The 24,851-nt window shown below is 35.5% G+C and carries 25 protein-coding genes; all 25 read left to right on the top strand.

Going from position 1 to position 24,851, the window contains the following annotated elements; translation table 11 throughout:
• The first annotated feature begins 60 nt into the window (after nucleotides 1-60).
• The 25 genes from EJN67_RS05550 to EJN67_RS05425 all read left to right on the top strand — a co-directional run bounded on the left by EJN67_RS05550 (nucleotide 61) and on the right by EJN67_RS05425 (nucleotide 24,844).
• A complete protein-coding gene (locus tag EJN67_RS05550; RefSeq protein ID WP_165000754.1) occupies nucleotides 61-438 on the top strand; it encodes a response regulator transcription factor in 378 nt (125 codons plus the stop codon).
• Complete coding sequence (locus EJN67_RS05545) at nucleotides 425-1,060, top strand: chemotaxis protein CheC (RefSeq protein ID WP_129723351.1); 636 nt, start codon at nucleotides 425-427, stop codon at nucleotides 1,058-1,060. Before EJN67_RS05550 ends, EJN67_RS05545 begins: the two co-directional genes overlap by 14 nt.
• On the top strand, nucleotides 1,053-1,982 hold the full coding sequence (locus tag EJN67_RS05540; RefSeq protein ID WP_129723350.1) for a diguanylate cyclase: 930 nt from the start codon (nucleotides 1,053-1,055) through the stop codon (nucleotides 1,980-1,982). Before EJN67_RS05545 ends, EJN67_RS05540 begins: the two co-directional genes overlap by 8 nt.
• A gap of 162 nt (nucleotides 1,983-2,144) precedes the next feature.
• On the top strand, nucleotides 2,145-4,148 hold the full coding sequence (locus tag EJN67_RS05535) for a methyl-accepting chemotaxis protein (RefSeq protein WP_129723349.1): 2,004 nt from the start codon (nucleotides 2,145-2,147) through the stop codon (nucleotides 4,146-4,148).
• Between the two features lie 216 nt (nucleotides 4,149-4,364).
• A complete protein-coding gene (locus EJN67_RS05530) occupies nucleotides 4,365-5,609 on the top strand; it encodes an alkaline phosphatase family protein (RefSeq protein ID WP_165000753.1) in 1,245 nt (414 codons plus the stop codon).
• 42 nt (nucleotides 5,610-5,651) lie between these two features.
• Entirely contained in the window at nucleotides 5,652-6,851 is a 1,200-nt protein-coding gene (locus EJN67_RS05525) for an ROK family protein (RefSeq protein WP_165000752.1), read from the top strand.
• 64 nt (nucleotides 6,852-6,915) lie between these two features.
• Nucleotides 6,916-8,253, top strand: a complete 1,338-nt coding sequence (locus EJN67_RS05520) for an ABC transporter substrate-binding protein (RefSeq protein ID WP_129723346.1) — start codon at nucleotides 6,916-6,918, stop codon at nucleotides 8,251-8,253.
• 72 nt (nucleotides 8,254-8,325) lie between these two features.
• Nucleotides 8,326-9,225, top strand: a complete 900-nt coding sequence (locus tag EJN67_RS05515; RefSeq protein ID WP_165000751.1) for a carbohydrate ABC transporter permease — start codon at nucleotides 8,326-8,328, stop codon at nucleotides 9,223-9,225.
• A gap of 17 nt (nucleotides 9,226-9,242) precedes the next feature.
• The gene (locus tag EJN67_RS05510; protein WP_129723344.1) at nucleotides 9,243-10,070 is read left to right on the top strand and encodes a carbohydrate ABC transporter permease; all 828 of its coding nucleotides are present in this window, start codon (nucleotides 9,243-9,245) and stop codon (nucleotides 10,068-10,070) included.
• Nucleotides 10,071-10,077: 7 nt separating this feature from the next.
• Nucleotides 10,078-10,845 carry a PHP domain-containing protein gene (locus tag EJN67_RS05505; RefSeq protein WP_129723343.1) on the top strand — a complete coding sequence of 256 codons (768 nt, stop codon included), beginning with the start codon at nucleotides 10,078-10,080 and terminating at the stop codon, nucleotides 10,843-10,845.
• A 299-nt stretch (nucleotides 10,846-11,144) separates the two neighbouring features.
• Nucleotides 11,145-12,800: an ROK family protein gene (locus tag EJN67_RS14445; protein ID WP_341538795.1), complete on the top strand. Its 1,656-nt coding sequence runs from the start codon at nucleotides 11,145-11,147 to the stop codon at nucleotides 12,798-12,800.
• Between the two features lie 205 nt (nucleotides 12,801-13,005).
• The gene (locus EJN67_RS05490; protein WP_129723342.1) at nucleotides 13,006-13,773 is read left to right on the top strand and encodes a hypothetical protein; all 768 of its coding nucleotides are present in this window, start codon (nucleotides 13,006-13,008) and stop codon (nucleotides 13,771-13,773) included.
• Nucleotides 13,774-13,787: 14 nt separating this feature from the next.
• Nucleotides 13,788-14,447, top strand: coding sequence for a hypothetical protein (locus EJN67_RS05485; protein ID WP_129723341.1), 660 nt, complete (start codon nucleotides 13,788-13,790; stop codon nucleotides 14,445-14,447).
• A 187-nt stretch (nucleotides 14,448-14,634) separates the two neighbouring features.
• Complete coding sequence (locus tag EJN67_RS05480; protein WP_165000750.1) at nucleotides 14,635-15,624, top strand: LysM peptidoglycan-binding domain-containing protein; 990 nt, start codon at nucleotides 14,635-14,637, stop codon at nucleotides 15,622-15,624.
• Between the two features lie 37 nt (nucleotides 15,625-15,661).
• A complete protein-coding gene (gene ade, locus EJN67_RS05475; protein ID WP_165000759.1) occupies nucleotides 15,662-17,458 on the top strand; it encodes an adenine deaminase in 1,797 nt (598 codons plus the stop codon).
• A gap of 39 nt (nucleotides 17,459-17,497) precedes the next feature.
• Nucleotides 17,498-17,941 (top strand): GtrA family protein, encoded by a 444-nt coding sequence (locus tag EJN67_RS05470; protein ID WP_165000749.1) that lies wholly within the window; start codon nucleotides 17,498-17,500, stop codon nucleotides 17,939-17,941.
• Between the two features lie 88 nt (nucleotides 17,942-18,029).
• Complete coding sequence (locus EJN67_RS05465) at nucleotides 18,030-18,476, top strand: DUF7575 domain-containing protein (protein WP_165000748.1); 447 nt, start codon at nucleotides 18,030-18,032, stop codon at nucleotides 18,474-18,476.
• Nucleotides 18,477-18,520: 44 nt separating this feature from the next.
• Nucleotides 18,521-18,970, top strand: coding sequence for a zinc ribbon domain-containing protein (locus EJN67_RS05460; protein WP_129723336.1), 450 nt, complete (start codon nucleotides 18,521-18,523; stop codon nucleotides 18,968-18,970).
• A 9-nt stretch (nucleotides 18,971-18,979) separates the two neighbouring features.
• A complete protein-coding gene (locus tag EJN67_RS05455; RefSeq protein WP_129723335.1) occupies nucleotides 18,980-20,389 on the top strand; it encodes an MATE family efflux transporter in 1,410 nt (469 codons plus the stop codon).
• Between the two features lie 76 nt (nucleotides 20,390-20,465).
• Nucleotides 20,466-20,837: a flagellar protein FlaG gene (locus EJN67_RS05450; protein ID WP_129723334.1), complete on the top strand. Its 372-nt coding sequence runs from the start codon at nucleotides 20,466-20,468 to the stop codon at nucleotides 20,835-20,837.
• A gap of 12 nt (nucleotides 20,838-20,849) precedes the next feature.
• Nucleotides 20,850-22,448 (top strand): flagellar filament capping protein FliD, encoded by a 1,599-nt coding sequence (gene fliD / locus EJN67_RS05445; protein ID WP_129723333.1) that lies wholly within the window; start codon nucleotides 20,850-20,852, stop codon nucleotides 22,446-22,448.
• Between the two features lie 37 nt (nucleotides 22,449-22,485).
• Nucleotides 22,486-22,881 carry a flagellar export chaperone FliS gene (fliS, locus tag EJN67_RS05440; RefSeq protein WP_129723332.1) on the top strand — a complete coding sequence of 132 codons (396 nt, stop codon included), beginning with the start codon at nucleotides 22,486-22,488 and terminating at the stop codon, nucleotides 22,879-22,881.
• Complete coding sequence (gene flgN / locus EJN67_RS05435) at nucleotides 22,874-23,317, top strand: flagellar export chaperone FlgN (protein ID WP_129723331.1); 444 nt, start codon at nucleotides 22,874-22,876, stop codon at nucleotides 23,315-23,317. The genes fliS and flgN overlap by 8 nt, the downstream gene beginning before the upstream one ends.
• 309 nt (nucleotides 23,318-23,626) lie before the next feature.
• Entirely contained in the window at nucleotides 23,627-23,908 is a 282-nt protein-coding gene (locus tag EJN67_RS05430) for a zinc-ribbon domain containing protein (RefSeq protein WP_129723330.1), read from the top strand.
• Nucleotides 23,909-24,070: 162 nt separating this feature from the next.
• Complete coding sequence (locus EJN67_RS05425; protein ID WP_129723329.1) at nucleotides 24,071-24,844, top strand: basic amino acid ABC transporter substrate-binding protein; 774 nt, start codon at nucleotides 24,071-24,073, stop codon at nucleotides 24,842-24,844.
• The last annotated feature ends 7 nt before the right edge of the window (nucleotides 24,845-24,851 follow it).

Genomic DNA, 24,851 nt, shown 5'->3' with positions numbered 1-24,851 from the left:
TATAAATATGATTTGAAATATAAGATAATGGACTACACCGAAACTTACAGGAGGATATTGATGAAGATATTGGTTGTTGATGATTCACGATTTTCACAGATAGTTATATCAAACATGCTAAAAAAATTTATTGAAGATGTGAAAATTGATTTTGCCAGTGATGGAGAAGAGGGATTCGATAAATATAAGTACATAAATCCAGACTATGTATTTGTTGATTTATTAATGCCTAAAATGGATGGTAGGGAACTTATAAAGCTTATACGGGAATATGATGATGAATCTAAAATTTTTGTTGTTTCAGCGGATATACAGAAAAGTATAAAAGAAGAGGTAGAAGCATATGGAATTAAGGGTTTTTTCAATAAACCGTTTAATGAGGGAAGAGCCGAAGCCATATGTGACATTATAAAAGGTGATGCAAATGGGCAAAGATGATTTAATGTATGACATTTTACAAGAGATATTTAATATTGGTGTGGGTAAGGCAGCAAATATGCTATCAGAGATGATTAACAAAAAAATATTATTGGATGTGCCTACTATAGAAATATTAAATTGTGAAGAATTGGACATAGATTTAGCAAAGTGTTTTCCCAAGATATCCAATGGAACACTAATGGTATCTTCAATCGCATTTGAAGAAAAGCTTACGGGTGAGGCAAACTTGATATTCCCTGCGGATAAGATGCGTCGATTTATAAACCTTTGTATTGATCACGGTGAAATAGATGGCGAATATGAGATGAGTTTTACCGATATAGATTTTGATATAATCAGAGAAGTAGGGAATATTATTTTAAATTCTGTCATTGGAGAGATTGGTAACTTCTTAGATGTTAGTTTGGAATATACCCTGCCTACTGTGAGACTTTTTAATAGGATGGAGTTTGAAAATGATATTTCAAACAAAGAAGATATTTATATGTTGATGCTATATATAACCTTTATAATAGATGATACTGAAATAGAAGGGGCTATAATTATAAATTTGACCTTAAATTCATTGAATGAATTGATTCAGACAATAGAGAAAATGGAAGATGGTTTACATGAGTAATGTGTTGTTTGATGTACTAGATTATATTGACGAAGGCATCATAATATTAGACAATAAGTTGGATATTCTATTTTGGAATAATTATATGGAATATTTAACTGGTACAAAACAAAAAGAGGTTATAGATACAAATATTTATACATCGGTTCCAAGTTTGAATAGGTCATGTTTTAGAAATGCAGTGACAGCTGTAATGGGGAAAAACCGAAAGTTTTTCTTTTCTGCAGCAATACATAAGGGATTAATTGTTGATAATGCTGAAATAAATCTTAAGGTAAGCAGATTTGATGTTAATGATGAACAATATTTAATTATCGAATGTATAGATGTAACCAGCCAATTCATAAGAATTAATCAGCTAAAGGAATATGCAAACGAATTATATTCATTAAACAGGGAGTTGATGGAAAAAGAACGGGAAATTGAGAAGTTAGCCTATTATGACAAGCTTACAGGGTTAGCCAATAGAACTCTTTTTTATGAGGTAGCTGCTAAGTTTTTAGAAGCTGCTAGGCGTGATAATACTATATTGGGTCTGATGTTTATCGATGTTGATAGATTTAAGGGCATAAATGATAAGTATGGGCATGAAATAGGGGATAGGGTATTAGTAGAAGTAGCAAAAATATTGACTGAAAGTACGAGGGCCAATGATACTGTAGTTAGGTATGGTGGGGATGAGTTTTTAATACTATTACCCGGTTTAAAAGCCTATACTAATTACAGATGTATAGCTGCACGAATTGCAAATGCAAAAAATAAGGTCAAAGTTAATGATGAAGAGGAAATATGTATATCTTTGAGCATAGGAGTAAGTTTTTATCCTAAGGATGGAAATAGTATTGATGAGCTCATATCAAAAGCAGATAAGGCCATGTATCGTGTGAAAAATGTAGGTGGAAATAGATGTATCAATTATTGATGCATTTTTTTATGTTGTATTGATATTAAACGAAAAAGATATAAATATGCTAAAGTTTTGTCGAAAAGGTGTCGATAAAAGTAGTAAAATGTCGTTTTATATTTACTATATAGCTACAGATAGAACGATATTTCCATATATGAGATAAGAGGAGAGATTAAAATGAAGTTAAATTTATCTAGGAGAATCGCTCTAGTGGTAGCTATTCTCACTTTGGTCGTTTGTACAGGTTTAGGAATGACTGCATTAAAGGTTAGTTCAGATGCTGTTATAAATCAGACTGAAGAAGCTCTATTGTTGCTTGCAGAAGAAGGATCTAAGCAAATAGAAACAAGTATTGATAAGGATTTAAGTACATTAAATGAGTTGGCAAATGATTCTAATATACAGACCATGGACTGGCAAGTTCAGCGTGAAACACTCATTTCAGCTGTCAAACGGCTAGGATATTTGGATATGGGGATTATGAATCTAGATGGAATGACCCAATATGCATTAAATGAGGATACTGTTCAATTGGATGATAGGGATTATATTAAGAAGGCTCTTCAAGGGGAAAATAGCATTTCTGATGTGATAATAAGCAAGGTGACCAATGAACCAGTTATAATGTATGCAGTTCCCATTGAAACGGATAAAAAGGTCGTAGGAATTTTAATTGGTAGAAAAGATGGTACTGCTCTAAATGAAATAACGGATCAAATGGGAGTTGGAGAAAATGGCTATGCCTATATCATTGGCACAGATGGAACAATATATGCACATCCTAATCGGGAAAATGTAATAAATCGAAGGAATGTTTTAGAGGACATAGAGACAGATGGGGAGTTTAAAAATTGGGGTTTAGCTTTAAAAGATATAGGCATTGGTAAAAAAGGTGTTGCAAATTATGAACTTATGGGATCTAAAAGATATATAGGTGTAGTCCCCATAGAAAGTACAGGTTGGATGATAGGTGTAGGCACAGATGAAAAAGATGCTCTAAGTGAATTATCTAAATTAAAGAATAACATTTTAATAGTCTCAATAGTTTTTATTATAATTGGTATGATGGCTTCCCTATCATTAGGAAGGTCTATTGCAAGGCCAATAATTAGTTTATCTACGGTTATTGAGAGATTCTCTAATTACGATTTAAGCATTAATAATGATAGCAAAGCAATGAAATATTTAAAGCGAAATGATGAGATAGGTACTATTGCTAATGCATTGGTAACTATGCAAAAAAATCTAATCAGTTTGATCAAAAATATATCTGAATCGTCACAGCAGGTATTATCTTCCTCTGAGGAGTTAACAGCTACTACCGAGCAGTCATCCATGGCGGCAGAGGAGATTGCAAAGGTAATAGAGGAGATAGCAGGTGGTGCAGGTGATCAGGCTAAGGATACGGAACAGGGTGTTTTACATATTGAAGAATTAGGTAAGAAAATAGCACAAAATCAAGGGGATTTAGATGAACTCAATAAAGCTACTGGAAAAATAGATACATTAAAAGATGAAGGCATTGAAAGCGTAGAGGACCTTGTGGAGAAGACTAAGGATATTGATAGTTCTGCTAAAGAGATACATGAAATTATTTTAAATACCAATGAGAGCGCTACAAAGATACAGGATGCCAGTGAGATGATAAAAAATATATCAAAGCAGATCAATTTGTTATCCCTCAATGCCAGTATAGAGGCAGCTAGAGCAGGCGAGGCGGGAGAAGGATTTGCTGTTGTGGCGGGAGAGATAAAGAATTTAGCAGAGCAGGCAAATAAATTTACAGAAGAGATTGCCGGGATAATCAAGGATCTTACGGATAAAACGGCGTATTCTGTTGATACCATGAAGACAGTCAAACAGGTAGTGAAGTTTCAATCAGAGAGTGTATATATTACAGATGATAAATTTAAGGGCATTGCCTCTGCCATTGAAGATATGCACGGGATTATATCAAATATAAATAAATCGAGCTATGAGATGCAGGTAAAGAAGGATGAGATCATAGGTGTTATACAGGATCTATCTGCAATATCCGAGGAGAATGCAGCAGGAACGGAGGAGGCCTCTGCATCTGTTGAGGAACAGACATCTTCAATAGAAGGTATTGCAAGTGCAAGTGAAGCCCTTGCACATTTGGCAGATGAGATGCAATTAAATATTGCCAAATTTAAATATTAAATATAGATGTAATAAAGGGATATAATAAATTTATTATATCCCTTTATTATACAAGCAAATAATAGAATAATACGGGAATATGTTATTATTTAATAACATATTGATAAATTTAGGATAAAAATAGCTTGCAAGATGGTATATTTTAATATATACTTATATTTGCAAGTGGATTTTGTACATACTTTGTTTTTCCACTGGAATAAGAAGGGCTATATGATGAAAAATAATAGATTTTTTGTATATATAAATTGGGATGGGTTTTCCTACTATTATTATAAATTAGCTAATAGTTTATCATACTCAGGAACAACGTATATAAATAAATTGCTTAATGAAGGAATATTATTTACAAACGCATATACTGGCATACCTTCTATTACCTATCCTATGCAGAGTGCCATAGTATCAGGAGCTTATTCTGATGTTACAAACAATGTTTATAAATATTTCGATAGACATTTAAACAAAGTGATATTATGTAGGAGACTCAATAAAGCTCAAACTATAGGAGAGGTTTTAGCCGGGAATGATATATGTTTTGCCTCTATACAGCAATTTGCTTTAGAAAATAGGGGAGCGGAGTATGATGATTTGAGACATTTGTACATCCAACCTGGGGGAGATTATAAGAATAGATTCAAATGGGCAAGGCAAATATTCGTAAACTCTGGGATATCAGGAATAGAGATGGATGAACAGCCTAAGGTTTTATTTATCTATATGGATGATTTAGATTCCATAGGGCATAATAAATTTTATGCTCGGGGAAGGATAAAACGGTTTACTGAAAAAGGTAGGCTGAAAAATATAATGGGTCGTTTGAAACAGATGGATAATGAATTAGGAAAATTTGTAGAATTTCTTAAATATATAGGTATTTATGATAACACTAATATATTGCTTACTAGCGATCATGGAATGGTACCTTTTAAAGGAAAAAGTTATGTACATAGAATAATAGAAATACTGAAAAATCAGGGATTTCATAAAATAGAATGTCTAAATATAGGTGAAACGTCAAGCCCAGACTGGGAAGTTATTATGATAAGTGTAAATCTTCAGCTGCAAATATATTTTAGAGATCAGTTGGGAGATGAAAAAATGCGCTCTATCAAGGCAATGATAGAACAAGATGATATAGTTGAAGAATGTTTGACAAAGGATGAACTAAAAAAGCGGGGAACGGCAGCTTTTTTTGCAGATATGCTTGTATCTCCCATACCACCGTACCATTTTAGTATAAACAAAAATAGATATTGGACTTTGCATGCTAATCATGATTCTTTAAATAGTCAAGCACAGCATGTCTTTTCCTTAATCAAAGGGCCAGATTTCAAGAAAGGCGTAGTGTACGATAAAAGGGTATATAATATAAGCTTTATTCCTACGCTGTGTACTGCTATGGAATTGCCTTTACCGGTGCAATCCAATGCAAGGATAATATATGATATCATTGTATAAAGCAAGATACTTTTTCCAGTGATAAAAGAAAGAGGTATGTTTATGGCAAAGATGAAAAAAGCAGATCAGGAGATGCTAAAAAGGTTAAATAGACAGATAGTTCTCAAAAATATCAGGAAACATGGTGAGATTTCTAGAGCGGAATTGACTCAATATACAAAATTAAGTCCTACTACTGTATCTCTTATAACCTCAGAGCTTATAGACAAGAAAATAGTAATGGAACTTGGAATAGGAGAGTCGAGCGGGGGTAGAAGACCAGTGATGCTTGGGATAAATCCAAATGCGCGATTTGTAATCTCAATAATCTTGAAACCAAAAGAAGTTATATATGCCCTACTTAATTTGGATTGCATTGTTGTAAAAGAATGGAATATAAAACAAAACATCGTTGGTGAGGAAAATGTAAAAAATATTTTAGCTAGATGTCTTCATGATATTTTTGATGAATATGGTGAGTTTGAGGGAAAAATTGTGGGAATCGGGATCAGTATTCCAGGAATAGTCAATAATCAGGATGGATGCATTCTCTATTCAGCACCTTTGGAATTAAAAGAGTTTGAAATGATAGAGTTTATAAAAAGACAAAAAAACAATATGGATTGTTTTGTATTTAAAGATACAGATGCGCTTATATTGGGAGAGCACAAATTTGGAATAGGCAGACATTACAACAATTTTGCTTACATAATGGTAGAAGATGGTGTAGGAATGTCGTATATAAACTCGGGTAATTTGTTCCAACCCAGCAATATAGGAGGATTTGAGCTAGGGCACATGACTATAGATTTGAATGGGCCTGTTTGTAGATGTGGAAATAAAGGATGTTTGGGAACTATTATTTCTGAAAATTATATTGTAAATAGGTATAAAGAGAAACTAAAAGAAAAGGGAGAAGAAGGCATTGATGATGAATTACGTTTAGATGATGTAATTGTCCGCTCTAATGGAGGAGATATTGTAGCAAAAGAAATATTAAAGGAACAAGCTAGGATACTTGGCATAGGGATTGCTAATGTTTTAAATATGATAAATCCTGAGATGATTGCCATAGGAGGCCCCCTTAGTAAATGTGAGTGGAATTATTTAGACATTGTTTTAGATACAGGGCGTAATACTGCCTTAAAATTTTATAACGATGGCATAAATATTAAATTTACAACAAAAGGGATTTTATCAGCACTTGCAGGTATGGCAAACTATATATTTGAAAAGAAGATATTTAGCCCTATAGAATTTTAATTTGTTATTAATGGCTGTACACAGCCATTAAAATAAGAAACATTAAAACAAGGAGGTTCCAGAAATGAAAAGAAACAAAATTATTAGTCTTATGCTGTGCATCTTTTTAATATCGACATTGCTTGCTGCATGTGGCGAAAAAGATGGGCAAGCAGATAAGCAAAATGATGAAATTGTAAACAATGAAGGGAAAAAGGGAACAGAAGATAATGAACAAGAAGATGAATCAAAATCTTCGGCTAAGGATGTCAGTATTACTTATTGGCAGCATAGCAGTCAGGCGCGGGATAACATGATGAAGGCACTTGCTTTCGAATTTATGGAACAAAATGAAAATGTGAAGATTAAAATGGAATTTATACCTGAAGCAGATTATTCTACGAAACTCATATCATCTTTGGCAACAGATGCTGCGCCAGATGTTATGCAAGTAAAATCTGGTATGATCTCAAGATTGGTAAAATCGAATGCTATCCAACAGTTGGATGAAAATGTTTTGTCCACTTCAGATATTGAAAATGATTTTGTACATGCTACCGTAGAGGCCCTAAATGTAGATGGCAAATACTACGGCTTACCAACAGACGTTCAAACTATTGTCACCTATTGGAACAAAGATTTATTAAATGAAGCAGGTCTTGATGGAGAAAAAGGCCCTCAAACATGGGATGAGATGAGGGAATGGGCAAAAAAACTTACGAAGGTAGAAAACGGAACTATGGTTCAATCAGGCTGGGGCACAAAGGGATATGCACCTGAAGTAGAGGCTATTATAAATCAATATGGTGGTAAAATGGTGGATGAAGATGGTAAATTTATCTTTGCCGATGATCCAAAATCAGTAGAGGCAATTAAGTTTATGGTAGATACCTATAAAATTGATAAGGTGTATGATATAGAGTTTATGAAAAACTGGGCAGGCTTTAGACAGGGAAAGGTTGCCATGATGTTGGGACATCCTGCAATGTTTGGAAATTTGCAATTGACTGCTCCAAATATTGATTTAGGTATAGGGCTTATTCCTGCCAAGGGAGATAAACATACTACCATAGTTACTTCATGGGCATATGTATTGGGAAAGAACGCTAATTCTGAAATGGGAACGAAGTTTATAGAATATTTGGCGAGTGAAGATGTGGAGAAAAGGTGGACAAAGGAGACTGGAGAACTACCTGCTCGTAAGGCGCTGCTAGATGATGAGGAGCTTATAGAGGATTCGCAAGTAGCTTTACTATTATCATCACTTAATGATTCTTATGTATCATTTTTACAATTACCAGCTACCTATGATATATGGAAAAATGAATATGAGAGGCTTATATTAACGGATGAACCCCTAGAAGATGTTTTGAAAGAAATTCAACAGCAACTCAATGATGAAATAGCTAAGGATTTAGATTAAAACAATTTTTATATACAAAGCCCCTTTTAAGGTATTTGGGGCTTTGTATATAAAATGTTTAGGGAGGTTATTATGTCTAATCAAACGGAAATTGTCAAATCCAAGACTAGATTAAAATCTAAAAACCAAAAAATAGCACCTTATATTTTTATTGGTCCTGCTATGATATATTTAACTATAGTAACTTTTTTACCTGCAATTATGGCATTACCTATAAGTTTTAGCGATTGGAGTGCATTAAGTCCTAAGATGAATTTTATTGGTTTGGATAATTACTCCAGATTATTTAGGGACCCTGCATTCAAAAAATCTATAATAGTAATGGCAAAATTTTTCATATCAGTACCATTAATAATGCTAGTTGGATTGATAGTTGCAATGCTTTTGAATAATGATATAAAGGGAATTACATTTTTTAGGGTAGTATACTATTCTCCTGTAATTACCTCGACTATAGCCGCTGCAATTTTATTTGATTGGTTTTTTCAACCTACTTTTGGACTTTTTAATAGTATTAGAAATGCAATAGGCCTATCCAGCATAGGCTGGGTATCAGATGCAAAAACTGCTGTTAGATCTGTAATAATTTTTAGAGTTTGGAAAGGCGCAGGTGCAGCCATGCTTATATATTTGGCAGGCCTTAAGGATATACCCCAATCGTTAATAGAGGCTGCAGAGATAGATGGTACAAACTGGTGGCAAAGGTTTTGTCATATTACATTTCCACTATTAAAACCAGCTAATTTATATTTGGCTATTACAGGGGTGATAGGTGTATTTATGATCTTTCAGGAAACCTACATGCTACAAGGTCCATTAAAAAGCACATATACTGTTGTAAACTATATTTATGATAAGGCCTTTCTGAGTTCAGAGATGGGATATGCAAGTGCTGCATCCTTTTTGCTATTTATTATAGTTTTTACAGTGACATTGTTGCAATATAAATTCTTAAAATTGGATGAAGAATAGAAAGGGGAGGGTATTAAATGAGAAAGGATAAAAAGACAAAAAACGTAATAGTTACTATTCTATTATGCGTAGGTTCCCTTTTTGTGGTAGTGCCATTTGTTTGGATGATATTTTCCTCTTTCAAAGAAATTAATGAGTTTTATTTAATACCACCTAAAATTTTACCGAAAAAGTTTATGCTCGATAATTTTAAAGAGCTCTTTGATAAGGCTAATTTCGGGAAATATTATTTAAACAGCCTATTTGTAACAGGTATGCAGGTTGTGTTGAATCTTTTCATTGTTACTATGGCAGGGTATGGATTTGCAAAATATAAATTTAAAGGCAAAAAAGTTTTTTTTACTATGATACTTTCAACTACTATGGTTCCCTGGGTAGCTACTATAATACCATTATACATATTGACCTATAAAGTAGGGGCAATAGATACGTATTTTGGTCTGATATTTCCTGGTATCACAGATGCATTCAGTATATTTTTAATGCGTAATTTTATGACTACTATACCTACAGCTTTTATCGAAGCTGCACGGATAGATGGGGCAGGGGAATTCTATATATTCCATAAATTGATACTCCCCCTTGTAAAACCCATAATAGCAGTAATTACTATTAATAAATTTGTTGCCAGTTGGAATGCCTTCCAATGGCCATTATTGGTAGTAAATAGTGATGAACTTAGGACGTTACCAGTTGCAATAGCTAAATTTTCTAGCCAGTATTACGATGCGTATAATTTAAAAATGGCGGCAGCTACATTAGCCATAATACCAGTGCTTATAGTCTATATATCATTCCAAAAATATTTTGTACAGGGGATATCCTTAACTGGTGTTAAGGAGTAAAGCATTTATGGTAAAACGGGTAGACTATCATATCCATACTACCTTTTCCGATGGAGAAGGCAGCTATAAGGAAGTAATAGACAGGGCACGGGAATTGAATTTAGAAAGTATAGCTATTACAGATCATTTTGATCCATATGATCCAAATCCTTCAATAAATAATATAAGAGAGATGGATTTAATAGAGCATTTTTCTATGATAAAGGAATATGCCTGTAAAAAAGGACAAAGGGTTATTTGTGGTATAGAAACCTGTACAGATTTCTATGGTAAAATTCGATTAAGTGATAGGGTTATAAAAAACTGTGAAATTATAATTACCAGCCCCCATTATATAGAATATGGAGGGAGTATTATACCTGGTAAGTATTATGATGATAAATTTTGGACTGCATATAAGAATAAAGTAATAAATATGGCAAAGGGATCAGGCAATATATTGGGGCATATGGAAAGTTATCTTCCATATGGTTCCATGCTTGTACCAAATACTACTACCTTTGAAGGACGTATACGGTTGGCACAGAAAATTGCAAATAGATATTTTGATGAAAAATATATAGATGAGTTGATAGATACATTAAGGTTTTCAAACAAGGCTATAGAACTACATTGTATGACAAAGTCACCTCGTGATTGGGTAATAGATAAATTATCTCAAAACAATATTCCCATGAGTATAGGAAGCGATGCCCATGCCTTAGATGCAGTAGGGATGATAGATTGGGGAATTGAAAAAATCAAGGGACATAAGTGCATACAGTATAGTATTTAAATATATAAACACGATCAGTTATAATAAGTATGAATACAGATAAAGCTCTCAGTTGAGGGGAAATATTAAATACCTTGACTCGGAGCTTTTTATTATTTTTAGTTTGTTTTGATACATATACGTGGTAGAATAGTGCATGGAACGCCTCTTTTAATTCTGTTGAATCCATGTATGTGGAAACTAAAAAAGCTTAAAACATTGACAGGATGCAATATTAATATGGATGTTTTAGCATAGTCTTAAGTAGTGCATTCGGATAAGTTTAATCTAGTGCCATGTCCAATCGCCATGAGGATATGGTGAACAGATGCAAAATTATACAAGGGGGTACAAAAATAGAATACATTATAGGTTTTGATATTGGTGGGACGAAATGTGCAGTAAATTTAGCTTCGGTGTCAAATGGAATAAAGCTTATAGATAAAATTACATTTCCTACAAACGCCAGTAAAGGATATTTGCAAGCTCAAGAGAGACTTTTCGCTTCGGCATGGGATATACTCAAAAAAAATAACCTTACAATAAGCAAAGTAATAGGTATTGGGGTAAGCTGTGGTGGACCATTAGATAGTCGAAATGGCATTATATTATCTCCACCGAACTTGCCTGGATGGGACAATATACCCTTTGCCAAATTGCTAACTGAAGAGTTTAATGTCCCGGCATTTATACAAAACGATGCAAATGCATGTGCCTTAGTAGAATGGAAATTAGGAGCAGGCCGAGATACTAATAATATGATGTTTTTAACCATGGGTACCGGCTTTGGTGCAGGTATTATATCGGAAGGAGTGCTAGTTAGAGGACAAAATGATATGGCAGGTGAAGTAGGTCATATTCGTTTGGAGGACGATGGTCCCTTCGGATTTGGGAAAAATGGCTCTATAGAGGGCTTTTGCAGTGGTGCAGGAATTGGTCGCTTAGCCCAGTCCATTACCAAACAGATGTTGGATATGGGTAAGGTACCAGCGTGGATTGAAGATGGTATAAAGATAGAGGAAATAAGTGCAAAGGTTATTGCAGAATATGCAAATAATGGTGATGATGATGCAAAGAAGATATACGAAATAGTGGGTGAGAAACTGGGGAAGGCTTTGAGTATCTTCATCGATATACTAAATCCTGAGAAGATAGTAATTGGCAGTATATTCGTGAGAAGTGAAAATTTGCTTCGAGCATCTATGGAACGGGTGATACAAAGGGAGGCTCTTATGCATTCACAAAGGATATGTAGCATTGTCCCTGCTCAAACCGGTGAAAGAATAGGAGATTTAGCAAGTATTATAACTGCATGCTATGAAATGGGAATTGATCCGATGCCTAGCCATGCGGAAGAAGATGAAAAGGTTATGTATCATTATAATAGATTGTTTGAACGTTATCCTGAACTTATGGGGATAAAAGATAAAATAATGGATGCATATAATATTTTGCTAAGGACATATAGTGGGCATGGGAAACTTCTTGTATGTGGAAATGGTGGCAGTGCTTCTGATGCAGAACATATAGTAGGGGAGCTTATGAAGGGATTTTATAAAAAACGCCCCCTAAATGAAGATATGCTAAAATTAATTGGTCAAAAAGGTGAATTTTTGCAAGGGGCTTTACCTGCAATATCTTTAACTGGTCATACTGCCTTTTCTACAGCTTTTATGAATGATGTCGATCCAAAAATGGTGTTTGCTCAGCAGGTATATGGCTATGGTCAAAAATGTGATACTTTTTTAGGTATCAGTACATCTGGCAATTCTACAAATGTGGTTAATGCTGCAAAGGTGGCAAAAGCTTTGGGGTTAAAGGTAATAGGTATGACTGGGTCAGAAGGGGGAGAGCTTGCTCATATTAGCGATGTTTTAATCAATGTACCAGGCCAAAGTACGGCTGACATACAGGAATATCATTTGCCCGTTTACCATACCCTTTGTGCGATGTTAGAAGAAGAGTTTTTTGAGTGATAAATATATATTGATAATGATTAAAAGCGGGAAGTCCTTGTATATCATACTGATGTACGAGGATTTTTTACCTATTAGTCTTAATAATCTGTGGAACTATAATATTATATAAGAATAAACTATAGAAAAAATACTTAAGTTTATATAATCTATTGCCGATATTATATTATAGGATAGTTTTAGTTAAAAATGGGGGATAGAGTTTATGATCAATAGAAAAAATTACATTGTATTTATAATATTATCAATATCCATTGCACTGCCACTGTGCAGTTGCACGTCTCAGCAAGGAAATAATGCTGAATATGAGGCAATGCTTGCCAGTATGGATAAGGATATTGATAATTTGGAAAAATGGATTGATAATGCAAAAACCTCTCCATATAAAGATGCAAATTCTTTCAATGTTGAAGCATCAGAACATATAGATATAGAGGGAATACGTGAGGAGATGGATAATAGGCATGCACAATTATCAGACGATGGGGATAATGGTTGGGCCAGTGTAATAAAAGAAGATAGCAATAAAGTCTTACCCAAGAAGGGTAGAGATGATGATAAAAAGAGCAATACATTTCCTAATAATAATTATCCAGGTAAGATTCAGAAACCGCAAAGCCCATCTAAAGCCCCATGGCTTGATAATACTAATAATGACCAAAAAAATGACCCACCAAAGGATGATAAAAATAAACTAGATGACAATAAAGATAAAAATAAAGGCGAAGATGAGCCCAAAAAGCAGTATATAAAGAGCATAAATATAGAATATAGTGATTTGGCAACTGATATATCTGTACAGGTGACACCAGCGGTCTATTCTGTGAAGGCAAATAATACGGATATGCAGTATAATGGCAGAAACAGATATAATTTATCCATTGCAGGTCTTAAAAAAGGCAGCACCATAGATTTATCCATGTACGATATGGAAGGTAGGGTGATAAGTACGCAAAAATGCATTATACAGTAAAGGAGAGTTTAATCATGAATAAAAAAGTAATCGTTACATTTATAATAGCCTTGTCTATATTGATGGTAAGTACTGTGGCATTTGCTGCTGTAAGATGGATGAGTCTTAAGGAGATGACAAAAGATCCAAATCTAGATAACAAACTAAGGGATAATGTACCTAGAAAGGTATTGATAGAGGTACCTAAGCGCTATATATCTAAGGTACATATATATTATGGTGATAAGGGTAATAAAATAGATAACGTAACACTTACCAGCATTGATATATTTCCAACCGAATCATGGAATATAGATAGTATATATGTAGAGGCTGTAAGACTGTATGACAATGGGGATATAAGTGAGGTCATAAAACCCAGCCGTAAGGCGGAAAGGGCTTTTGACATGGAAACCGGGCAGATATATTGGAATGTGGGATTTGCTGGGCTTGATACTAAGGACAACATAGACATAGAGATAACCGTGAAGAACAGGTCAAAAGTCATAGTGCAGACCCTTTATGTGCGTTTGGCTCCGGGAGAAAAGGAGACTGCTCCAAAGGAAAGTTTGGAAAGTACATACGAACGGGGATATAAATATACGCTCCATGATCTCATTGCAGATGAAAAATTCTTTAATGAACTGCTTAAATGGTATAATTTAAACGAGATAAAGGGTAGATTCCAATACTAATAAGGTGTATTTGAAGTGTTGAACAAACCATATTATCATTGAATGTTTATAGGTCAATGATAATATGGTTTGTTTGAATTTTGCAGCTATATTGGATGGGGAGTTTGGTATTTACTTATATGGTCTGTGGTGGCATAATGTATATAACCATATTAAAAGCTCATTGTATGCGGGGAGGGAAGAAGAATTGATTGGAGAAGGATACATTAAAATTTTTATGCCTGAATCGCTTAAGCATTCTTTGCTTCGTCAAAACAAGAGAATTATAGGGAGAAAAAGCTTTGGCATTTTAGTTGGAAGGCGGGAGAGGCACGACCAAAGCATTTTTGTATATATAGAAGATATAATGCCTGTTGGTAAATTAGAGGGTGTAAGGGATACGTTGACAGATATAAGATGGATAGATATAAAAACAAGGTTAATAAAGCGATTTCCTAATCAACAGATTTTAGGATGGTATGGAGTGCGTACAGGCTGGAATGCTATGATGATGGAAGAGGATCAGTTCATTCATCAAAGTTTTTTTGCAGATCCCTTCCAGGTTATGTGTCTCTTGGATGATAAGGCTGATGATTTGAGCTTTTATATTTGGGAAGCTGGCAGATTAAGGCGCTATAATGGGTGTGGGCTCTATAGCAAAGCTAAAGGACAGCAAAAAGATATAAAACATACATATTATGCAAAGTGGATCATTGTACTTATATCAGTGGCTAGTTTAGTCTATTTCCTATACCTTAAATATATGGATTTTAAAACCAATAGGATATCATACAATGGGAATGAAACACAAAAAATAGATACAGATAAAGAAAAAGAGTATGGGGACACTAAATATAATGATGAGATATTGGCATTAAAGAAAACCATTGGCGATTTAGAAGATGCCCTGGAGCATAGGGAACAGGAAATTAAGACGATGGAAGTAAAATTACAGGATGTTACTAATTTACAGGATGTTACTAATTTAAAAGAAGAAAAGATTTATAAGGTGCGGGCAGGGGATACCCTATCAGACCTTAGTAGGAAGTTTTATGGCCACTCTAGATATGGAGAGGCTTTGGGCAAAATCAACAGAATAGCAGACCATAAAACATTGCAAGTAGGGAGCTATCTTATAATTCCAACCCAAGAAACAATAGAAAAAGTTCATGTTGGAATTAAAAAGGATAAAGATTAAGAAAAATAAAGAGAAATATAAAAATATGGGAGGCTGAATCATGAATAAATATTATAGACTAGCTGAAGTGACAGAAAAACTAGTAGCAGTAGCACAAGGGAGAGAAAAGGCCGATGTGGTGATAAAAAATGGCCGGTTAATAAATGTTAATACGGGAGAGATAATGGATAATATGGACATATCCATTACCCATGGAAGAATCGCACTAGTAGGAGATGCTACGCATACAATAGGATCAAATACGCAGATAATAGATGCTAAAGGTCTTTATATGGCCCCAGGTTTTATGGATGGACATATACATGTCGAAAGCAGTATGATGCCTGTCAGAGAATATGCAAAAACGGTTATGCCCCATGGAACTACTGCTATATATATGGATCCCCATGAGATTGGTAATGTACTAGGTATGGACGGGATAAGGCTTATGATGGACGATGCCAAGGAGGTGCCTCTAAAGGTATATACTGTGACTCCTTCATGCGTACCGGCAGTACCGGGTTTTGAGGACGCGGGCGCTTCAATTGGTCCCGATGATATAAAAAACAGCATGGAATGGGAAGGAGTAGCCGGACTAGGGGAAATGATGAATTTTCCAGGTGTTATATCTGGAGATCATGATGTACATAGTGAACTTAAGGCTACTCTAGAAGCGGATAAGATAATAACCGGTCATTATTCAATGCCTGAAACCGGCTCTGGATTAAATGCTTATATAGCTTCCGGGGTACGATGCTGTCATGAATCCATAAGGGCAGAGGATGCCCTGGCAAAAATGCGTCTTGGGATGTATGCACAGCTGAGAGAGGGTTCGGCATGGCATGATGTAAAGGAGACGGTAAAGAGCATAACGGAAAACAATATAGATACTAGATATGCTACCTTGGTTAGCGATGATACACATCCAAGTACCCTTATCTCAAAGGGACATATGGACTATATAGTAAAGCGTGCTATAGAAGAGGGTGTAAATCCCATAACTGCTATACAGATGGCGACCATAAATGTTGCCCAGTGTTTTCAGATGGACAGGGATCTTGGCAGCATATCTCCTGGTAAATGTGCTGATATAGTATTTATAAGCGATCTTACCCAGGTAAAGGTGGAGATGGTACTAATAAATGGAGAAATAGTCGCTAAAGGTGGAAAAACAATAGTAGAAATTCCAAATGGTGTATATCCTAAGTATTCAAAGGATACCATGAAAGTAGGAAGAAAACTTACACCTAAAGATTTTGTCATTAATGTAGAGAATAGACCAAATGGTAGGGTAAAGGCCAGGGTGATGGAAATCGTAGAAGCGAAGGTCAATAACTATGCAAGGGAATGTATGATGCCCGTATTAGATGAGGTGCTTGGTATAGATCTAAAACAGGATATAATAAAAGCTGCAGTCATAGAGAGACATAAGGCCACAGGCACTATGGGAAAGGGTTTGGTAAAGGGATTTCATATAAAGGAAGGTGCTATAGCATCAACTGTTGCCCATGATGCCCATAACCTCCTTGTAATAGGTGTAAATGATGATGACATGGCGCTAGCTGCTAATACATTGATTAAGACAGGAGGGGGGATGGTAGCTGTACGAAATGGAGAAGTTACAGGACTGTTGCCATTGCCTATAGCAGGTCTTATGAGTGAACTGCCTGCGGAGGATATAGCTAAAAATGTTGATGCATTGGGAGAAGCATGGAGACAACTAGGATGTGATTTAGTATCTCCATTTATGACCATGGCCCTTTTGTCCCTTGCCGTATTGCCAGAACTCAGACTAACAAATAGAGGGCTTGTAGATACGGTGAATTTTAAGTTTACAGACCTTATAATAGAATAATATTTCTATAAAAATAAAGTGCTAAAGATGGGGATGGATATGCGCATAAAGGAAAGAATCAAATCCCACTGGATTTTTCAATATGCCGCTTATGGTGCAGTGGGAAGTGTCAATTTTATAATAGATATATGTATTTTAAATTTACTTATGTCTTTAACCCATATATATCAAGGGAAGATGTTTTTTCTGTTCAAGATTATATCGTTTATGGCATATTCGATAAACGGATATTTTATGAACAAAAAGTTAACCTTTGATTATAAAGGTAATAAAAAGACTACCTATCCTGCATATGCCTCGATATTATTTTTAGCAGCTTTAGGGAATGGATGGATATTATCTACTTTGACTATGATATTACCTAGTAGACTGTCTCCAAGGATGTGGGCAAATATTGTCAATCTTATTGCATCTATGACTACAGGTACGATAAGTTTTTTGGTCAATAAGTTTATCATATTCAAGGGTGATGATGACAAATGAATGTGCAAAAAGTAGTAGAAAACAGGAATAAACCATGATATAATGTGAATTACAATATATAAAATGCTGGTAAAAAGGAGGTATGTATATGCCTATATGGGACGGATTTTCAAAAATAGCAAAGTCTGTGGAAGAAGGGGCAAAAAGCGTTACGAAAAAAGCAGGGGAATCCATGGAATATGGCAAGATAAAAAAGGATATCTACGATAAAGATCAGGAAATACAAAGCCTATACAATGAAATAGGTAAAAAGATGTATGAGCAATACAAGGATTTAGGTACAGTATCATACGATATAATTGATCTATGTCAGAATATAGATGATTTAAATGCAACTATTGAGGAACTTGAGAAAAAACTTATGAATCTTAAGAAGATAAAGAAATGTCCACAGTGTGGGAAAGAACTGGATGTCAATATACAATTTTGTCCAGAATGTGGCCAAAAACAGGAGATGCCTGTTGTAGAGGAAGAGGTACAGGAAAATGACGAAGTGCTAGAAGGAGAAGTCTTGGATAAAGAGGAAGAAGAATAACCATATTGAAAAAAATAGACGTATAATAAAAAGCAGGGATATAGATGAAAAACAAAACGGATACATATGGTTGGGATAATCTCTCCAAATTTATGGCCGTTTTAAGTCTACCTTTTTTCTTTTCAAGAAATACTATTGGATTGCTAATGGCATTGGGAATTTTGGGTTACGCCATATGGCGTGCTACTTCCCATAATAAAAATAGGAGACGGCGAGAGGAGATTATATTCGAAAATATTGGTCGTAAACTTAATTATTGGCTAGATAATGTAGTTAGATGGTTTAAAAATCTGGGTAATAAAAGCAAGACAAAGGTAAACAGACCCAAATCATATAATGCCTTTGGCAAACTCAGATGGAAATGGGAGCAAAAAAAGCGATTTAAGGTAGTAAAATGCCCTAATTGTTCACAAAAATTGCGTATACCCAGACACAAAGGTACATTAATGGTCACATGTACTAAATGTTCATATAAGTTCAAAAAGAAGACATAAGCAGTCTCTATGAAGCTATTTAGCTTCATGGGGGCTACTATTTTTTTTGTTATAATAAACGGACTAATAGATCGTAAAAGGATTAAAGGGAGGCAAAATATGAGGGAAATATTGCGTTTAGCGGCACCGGTTATATTAGAGATGATACTGGGTATGGTTGTTTGGATAGCCGATACTGCCATGGTGGGCAGATTGGATGCCCAGGCACTTAGTGCAGTTGGATTGGGAGGGCAGATATTTTTTTCATTTGTAAATGTATTTGCAGCTTTAGGCGTTGGAGCAGCGGCCATAGTTGCCAGGCATATAGGAGCGGAAAATTATGAGCGGGGCAAACAGTCAGCTGCCCATGCTTTTCAAATATCCATTGTGCTGGGGATGGTTTTGACAATCTTTAGCATCTTTATATTTGATAAATTTTTTATACTTGCAAAGGCGGAGAGTAAGGTTATAGATCTAGGCACTAGATATTTGCGCCTGATAGCAGTATCAGGTCTTTTTATGGTGCCAGGTATGGTAACAAGTGCTATATTGAGGGCATCTGGGGATACAAAGACGCCCATGATAGGGGCAATAATAACAAATGTTATAAACCTCATAGGGGACTATGTATTGATATTTGGAAAATGGGGTTTCCCTAGGCTCGAAGTAGACGGTGCGGCTATTGCCACAGCTATCGGGCAGATAATAGGATTTTGTTATGTTATATGGGTTTTATTCAAGAGAGATGGGAAAATTAAATACGAGATGGCATATTTAAAAACGTGGGACAAAAAGGATTTTGATCAAATTTGGCACCTCAGTCTACCTGCACAAACCCATGAGCTTTTGAGCAGTGGTGGTAGGCTTATATATGCCTTTATGATAATGCAGCTTGGAACATTATCCTTTGCCTCAAATCAAATAGCTACCACTGCAGAATCCCTATCCTTTATGCCTAATTCAGGATTTGCAGTAGCTGCAACTACTATGGTAGGTCAATATTTGGGGGCAGGGAAGCTTAAAGAGGCAGAGAAAAATGGCTGGATGTCCTCATATTTGGCAGCTGCCGTTATGGGAGCTACTGCAATCATATTTTTCTTTTTTCCGAGACAATTGGCCAGATTATTTACAGATGAGATGGATATAGTAGATTTAGCAGGTAAATGCATACGTATAGCCGCCCTTGAACAGATTCCCATGGGATTTTCCATGGTGCTAGGTGGTGCATTAAGGGGAGCGGGAGATACAAAGGGACCCATGTTAACGGCTATCTTGAGTACATGGATATACAGACTACCCGTTACATATGTGATAGTATATATAATAAAGGCACCCATCACCGCCCTTTGGTATGTTACTGCTATACAGTATATTATAGAAGCTATATTTTTAGTCATAAGATTCAAAAGGGGTAAATGGTCGAATATTTCTATATATTAAAAAAATACCCTAAAGATTATTGTGTATCATTCCGATAAATATATTGAAAGGAAGATTGAAAGAGGGGATGGTACACATGCGTATAGATGAAATATCATGCACTAGGCCGGTAACTCCTAGGGTGGTCCGAACTGTAGAGATAGCGGGACATAATAATGGTTCAGATAAAGGGATTAAACAAATAGATGAAAAGCCAATGCAAGGGGAAAAAAAGCCATTATTGGACGAGGATGTACTGCAGAAGGCTGTGGAGGAAGCTAACAAAGCGGTTGAAGACTATGACAGACGTTTTGAGTTTTCGATTCATGAAAAGACTAAATCTATAATGGTTAAGGTAATAAATACACAGACCAATGAAATTATACGCGAGATACCGCCCGAAAAGATATTGGACATGATAGCTAAATTATGGGAAATGGCTGGTATCATAGTGGATGAGCGGGTATAGGGAGGTTAAAAGATGAGTATTTATAATGTAAACCGCATGCGGGTAAGCGGACTGGCTAGTGGCCTTGATACGGAAAATATGATAAATGAGCTTATGAGTGTTGAGCGTACGAAAGTTGACAGTTTAAAACAGGATAAAAAATGGGTAGAGTGGCAGCGGGATGCATACCGAGATGTTACCAATATGCTAAGAGGTCTAAAGGATGAGTTTTTTGATGTGGCAAAGCCTCAAAGCAATATGTTATCTCCGAATACATATAGATGCTATAAGGTAACATCTACAGAAGAACGGTATATAACTGCCAGTGCAAATGCTGATGCAGCGCCAGGGAGGTATACCATAACCAGCATAAAAATGGCTGAACCAGCCAAGGCAGAATCTGAAGTGGGAAGCAGTTTTGATACCAAGAAATCTTTAAAAGGACTTGGGATTAGTGGAAATATTGATGGTGCTGACAAAGGAAAGATTGTTTTTAATATAAATGGAGAAGCATTTAGTTTTTCAGAGGATGACACCCTTCAAAAGGTTATGAATGAAATAAATGCGAATGAAAAGGCGGGAGTTAACCTTGCGTATAGCAGTATAACGGGCAAGCTTACACTCCAAACCAAGAAGACGGGGGCATCTGCGTCTCTTAATGCCCAGGATGCAGATGGCGGGAGTAATTTTTTAAGTACATTTGGACTTAATGTTAATTTAGAGGCTGATGCAACACGTGATGCTACGGTACAGCTTAAGATAGATGGGCAGTCATATACCATGACGTCCCCTACAAATACCTTTACTCGGGATGGTATTACCTTTAATTTAATGGCTAATACAGTTGGTAAAGAGATAGATATAGATGTATCTAGGGATGTGGATAGTGCATTTAACAATATAAAGAATTTTGTAGAAAAATATAACGGGATGATAGACAAGCTAAATAATAAGCTTGTTGAAAAGCGGTATCGTGATTATAAACCCCTTACTGATGAGCAGAAGAAATCTATGGAGGAAAGTGATATAAAGCTTTGGGAAGAAAAGAGTAAAAGTGGAGTCCTAAGGAGTGATCCCATAGTACAGAACATCACCCAGTCTATGAGGCGGGCGCTAATTGAAAAGATAGAAGGGGTTAATATATCCCTATCAGATATAGGTATAACCACCGGTCAATGGTATGAGAATGGTAAACTATATGTAAATGAAGAAAAGTTAAAGGATGCCCTTGCTAATAGGGGTGAAGAGGTAGAAAAACTTTTTTGCCAGCAATATAAAGAATCCTATTCGCCAGATTTAAATGCAGAAGAGCGTAAGGTACGTTATAATAATGTGGGGATTATGCATCGTTTTTCTGACATTATACAGGATAATATTAGAACGCGCAGGGATAAGAACAATAAAAAAGGTATATTATTGGAAAAGGCCGGTATACAAGGTGATTTGACGGATATAAATAATATACTTGGTGATAAGATAAAGGATATAGACAAGCGTATAGAAAGCTTAAATGAACTACTATACCGCAAGGAAGAGCAGTATTGGAGGCAGTTTACTGCCATGGAAAAGGCATTGCAAAATATGAGCAGCCAGAGTATGTGGCTAATGCAGCAGCTAGGTTTAGGACAATAACTGATGTAGAACGATATATAGATAGAGGGGGATATACATGGCAATAAATAACCCATATAAGGAATATCAGCAGCAGAGTGTGCTTACAGCTACTCCTGAAGAATTAACCCTTATGTTATACAATGGATGCATAAAATTTACAAAGCAAGCTATAGTGGCTATACAAAAACAAGATATGCAATGTGCAAATACTGCAATACTAAAGGCACAGGATATAGTTTCAGAACTTATGGGGAGCCTTGATATGCAATATGACATATCGAAGGATCTCATGGCCATATACGATTTTATAGTTACATCCCTTATTGATGCAAATATAAAAAAAGATGAGAACGTACTTAAAGAAGTGCTTGAACTTATGACAGAACTTAGGGATACTTGGGGACAGGCTATAAAAATTACACGAAAGCAAAGGTATAGAGGAAATGTGTAATGATGTAGATGATCTTTTACGATATCTAGAGGATAAAAAAAAGCATTTACAAGCCATAGCAGAAATTAGTATAAAGCAGGGAGAGACAATAAAATCAGGGGATATCGATGGTCTTTCTAAATATATAGAGAAGAGGCAGCAGCATATTGCTCACATAGATAAATTGGATGATAGGTTTTCAACCTGCTTAGGCGATTTAGACGAATATAGAGAAAAATCTGATGAATACAAGGAAGTTTATAAGGTACTTTTAGATATAAGGGAGATTATAACGGGGGTATATGCTAAGGATCAGGAAAACAAAGAGTGCTTAAACGTATTTATTGAAAAGCATAAAGGGAAAATGCGTAAGATAAATAATGGACAAAAGACTTATAATGCATATAAACCTAATGCTCCAATACAGGATGGTATATTCATTGACCAAAAACAATAAATATGTAAATTTGCTAGAATTTCTATTGATTTTTAGAAAAAACAAGGATATAATATGATTGAATTGTTCTATACCCTATAAAAGACCCAGATGGTCATGGTAGGGCTTAAAGGGTAAGTCCGACCTATGGCTGTGCAGGATGGAGAGCCTGGTGGTACATAATATAATCCTCTTAGTTTATCTTGGGGTACCACTTAAAACCTTCAGTAGCTGCCATGCTATAGTGCAGTGCGTACCATTAAAGATACTTTTTAGTCGGAATGGTCCTAAAATGGAACAAAATTATTTCAAAGTGAGGGGATTATATCCATGTACGAAGACAAGACCTTAGTATGCAAAGAGTGTGGCAAGGAGTTTATTTTTAGTGCTGGTGAACAGGAATTTTACGCAGAGAAAGGTTTCCAAAACGAGCCAGCTCGATGCAAGGAATGCCGTGATGCTAGAAAAGCAAATGGCAGACACAATGGTGGCGCTAGAAGGGAAATGCACGATGCTATATGTGCCGATTGTGGTGCACATACTCAGGTGCCTTTTGAACCTAAAAATGATAGGCCCATCTATTGCTCAGAGTGTTTGAAGAATCACAGATAAGCAAAAAAACCCTGGAAATTGCTCCAGGGTTTTATATTGTCCTTTTATAGATGATATAAAAAATAATAAAATTTATAAATATGCATTGATTTTTTGTAATTATTCATGTATAATTATATAAAAGCAATTAGAAAACAGTTTCGATATTGGAGGAGATTATACATGAATAAAAAGATTAAAGGTATTTTGACAATTGCACTTATTTCTATACTTATTATATCGACTACAGCATGTGGCAAAAAGATCGATACTATGAAGCGTATAGATGAAGGGAAGAAGATAGTATGGGGGACCAGCGCCAATTTTCCACCTTTTGAGCTTAAGGAAGGCACAGATGTTGTGGGTATAGATGCCGATGTTGCACAGAAGATAGCGGATAAACTGGGTGTTGAACTGATTGTTGAAGATATGGAATTTGAAGCACTGCCAGCAGCATTGGAGTCTGGTAAGGTAGATTTTATTGCAGCCGGATTTACAAGAGATTCAAGGCGAGAAAAGACCATGGATTTTACTAAAACATATTTTGAGGCAGTTCAATCCATAATAGTACAAAATGAAAATGAAGATATAAAGGGAACTGATGATCTAGTAGGGAAAAGGATAGGCGTTCAGACCGGTACTACCGGAGATACTGAGGTAGCTTCAAATACGGAAGATGCAGATGTTAAGCGTTATAATACAGGGCTTGAGGCCATACTGGATTTAAAGAATGGTAATTTGGATGCAGTGGTTATAGATGATTTGCCTGCACAGATGTTAATAGCACAAAATTCTGAGGTAAAGATACTCGATGAAAAGGCGGGAGATCAGGAGGAATATGCTATAGCTGTACGTAAGGGAGATAGCGAACTTTTGCAAGCTATAGATGAGGTACTAAAGGAGCTTCAGGATAGCGGAGAGATGGATGAAATCATAAGCAAATACTATATAAAATAATGTTTCA

Origin of the sequence: Xylanivirga thermophila, from assembly GCF_004138105.1 — a bacterium.
Taxonomy (GTDB): Bacteria; Bacillota; Clostridia; order Caldicoprobacterales; family Xylanivirgaceae; genus Xylanivirga; species Xylanivirga thermophila.
Note: the sequence above shows the minus strand (reverse complement) of the source record. Positions and strands in the feature narration are given on the sequence as shown.

What these genes read in the sequence shown, in the direction of transcription:
- EJN67_RS05550 (WP_165000754.1), top strand. Translation starts at nt 61, where the DNA reads ATGAAGATATTGGTTGTTGATGATTCACGATTTTCACAGATAGTTATA.
- EJN67_RS05545 (WP_129723351.1), top strand. Translation starts at nt 425, where the DNA reads ATGGGCAAAGATGATTTAATGTATGACATTTTACAAGAGATATTTAAT.
- EJN67_RS05540 (WP_129723350.1), top strand. Translation starts at nt 1,053, where the DNA reads ATGAGTAATGTGTTGTTTGATGTACTAGATTATATTGACGAAGGCATC.
- EJN67_RS05535 (WP_129723349.1), top strand. Translation starts at nt 2,145, where the DNA reads ATGAAGTTAAATTTATCTAGGAGAATCGCTCTAGTGGTAGCTATTCTC.
- EJN67_RS05530 (WP_165000753.1), top strand. Translation starts at nt 4,365, where the DNA reads ATGAAAAATAATAGATTTTTTGTATATATAAATTGGGATGGGTTTTCC.
- EJN67_RS05525 (WP_165000752.1), top strand. Translation starts at nt 5,652, where the DNA reads ATGGCAAAGATGAAAAAAGCAGATCAGGAGATGCTAAAAAGGTTAAAT.
- EJN67_RS05520 (WP_129723346.1), top strand. Translation starts at nt 6,916, where the DNA reads ATGAAAAGAAACAAAATTATTAGTCTTATGCTGTGCATCTTTTTAATA.
- EJN67_RS05515 (WP_165000751.1), top strand. Translation starts at nt 8,326, where the DNA reads ATGTCTAATCAAACGGAAATTGTCAAATCCAAGACTAGATTAAAATCT.
- EJN67_RS05510 (WP_129723344.1), top strand. Translation starts at nt 9,243, where the DNA reads ATGAGAAAGGATAAAAAGACAAAAAACGTAATAGTTACTATTCTATTA.
- EJN67_RS05505 (WP_129723343.1), top strand. Translation starts at nt 10,078, where the DNA reads ATGGTAAAACGGGTAGACTATCATATCCATACTACCTTTTCCGATGGA.
- EJN67_RS05490 (WP_129723342.1), top strand. Translation starts at nt 13,006, where the DNA reads ATGATCAATAGAAAAAATTACATTGTATTTATAATATTATCAATATCC.
- EJN67_RS05485 (WP_129723341.1), top strand. Translation starts at nt 13,788, where the DNA reads ATGAATAAAAAAGTAATCGTTACATTTATAATAGCCTTGTCTATATTG.
- EJN67_RS05470 (WP_165000749.1), top strand. Translation starts at nt 17,498, where the DNA reads ATGCGCATAAAGGAAAGAATCAAATCCCACTGGATTTTTCAATATGCC.
- EJN67_RS05465 (WP_165000748.1), top strand. Translation starts at nt 18,030, where the DNA reads ATGCCTATATGGGACGGATTTTCAAAAATAGCAAAGTCTGTGGAAGAA.
- EJN67_RS05460 (WP_129723336.1), top strand. Translation starts at nt 18,521, where the DNA reads ATGAAAAACAAAACGGATACATATGGTTGGGATAATCTCTCCAAATTT.
- EJN67_RS05455 (WP_129723335.1), top strand. Translation starts at nt 18,980, where the DNA reads ATGAAGCTATTTAGCTTCATGGGGGCTACTATTTTTTTTGTTATAATA.
- EJN67_RS05450 (WP_129723334.1), top strand. Translation starts at nt 20,466, where the DNA reads ATGCGTATAGATGAAATATCATGCACTAGGCCGGTAACTCCTAGGGTG.
- fliD (WP_129723333.1), top strand. Translation starts at nt 20,850, where the DNA reads ATGAGTATTTATAATGTAAACCGCATGCGGGTAAGCGGACTGGCTAGT.
- fliS (WP_129723332.1), top strand. Translation starts at nt 22,486, where the DNA reads ATGGCAATAAATAACCCATATAAGGAATATCAGCAGCAGAGTGTGCTT.
- flgN (WP_129723331.1), top strand. Translation starts at nt 22,874, where the DNA reads ATGTGTAATGATGTAGATGATCTTTTACGATATCTAGAGGATAAAAAA.
- EJN67_RS05430 (WP_129723330.1), top strand. Translation starts at nt 23,627, where the DNA reads ATGTACGAAGACAAGACCTTAGTATGCAAAGAGTGTGGCAAGGAGTTT.
- EJN67_RS05425 (WP_129723329.1), top strand. Translation starts at nt 24,071, where the DNA reads ATGAATAAAAAGATTAAAGGTATTTTGACAATTGCACTTATTTCTATA.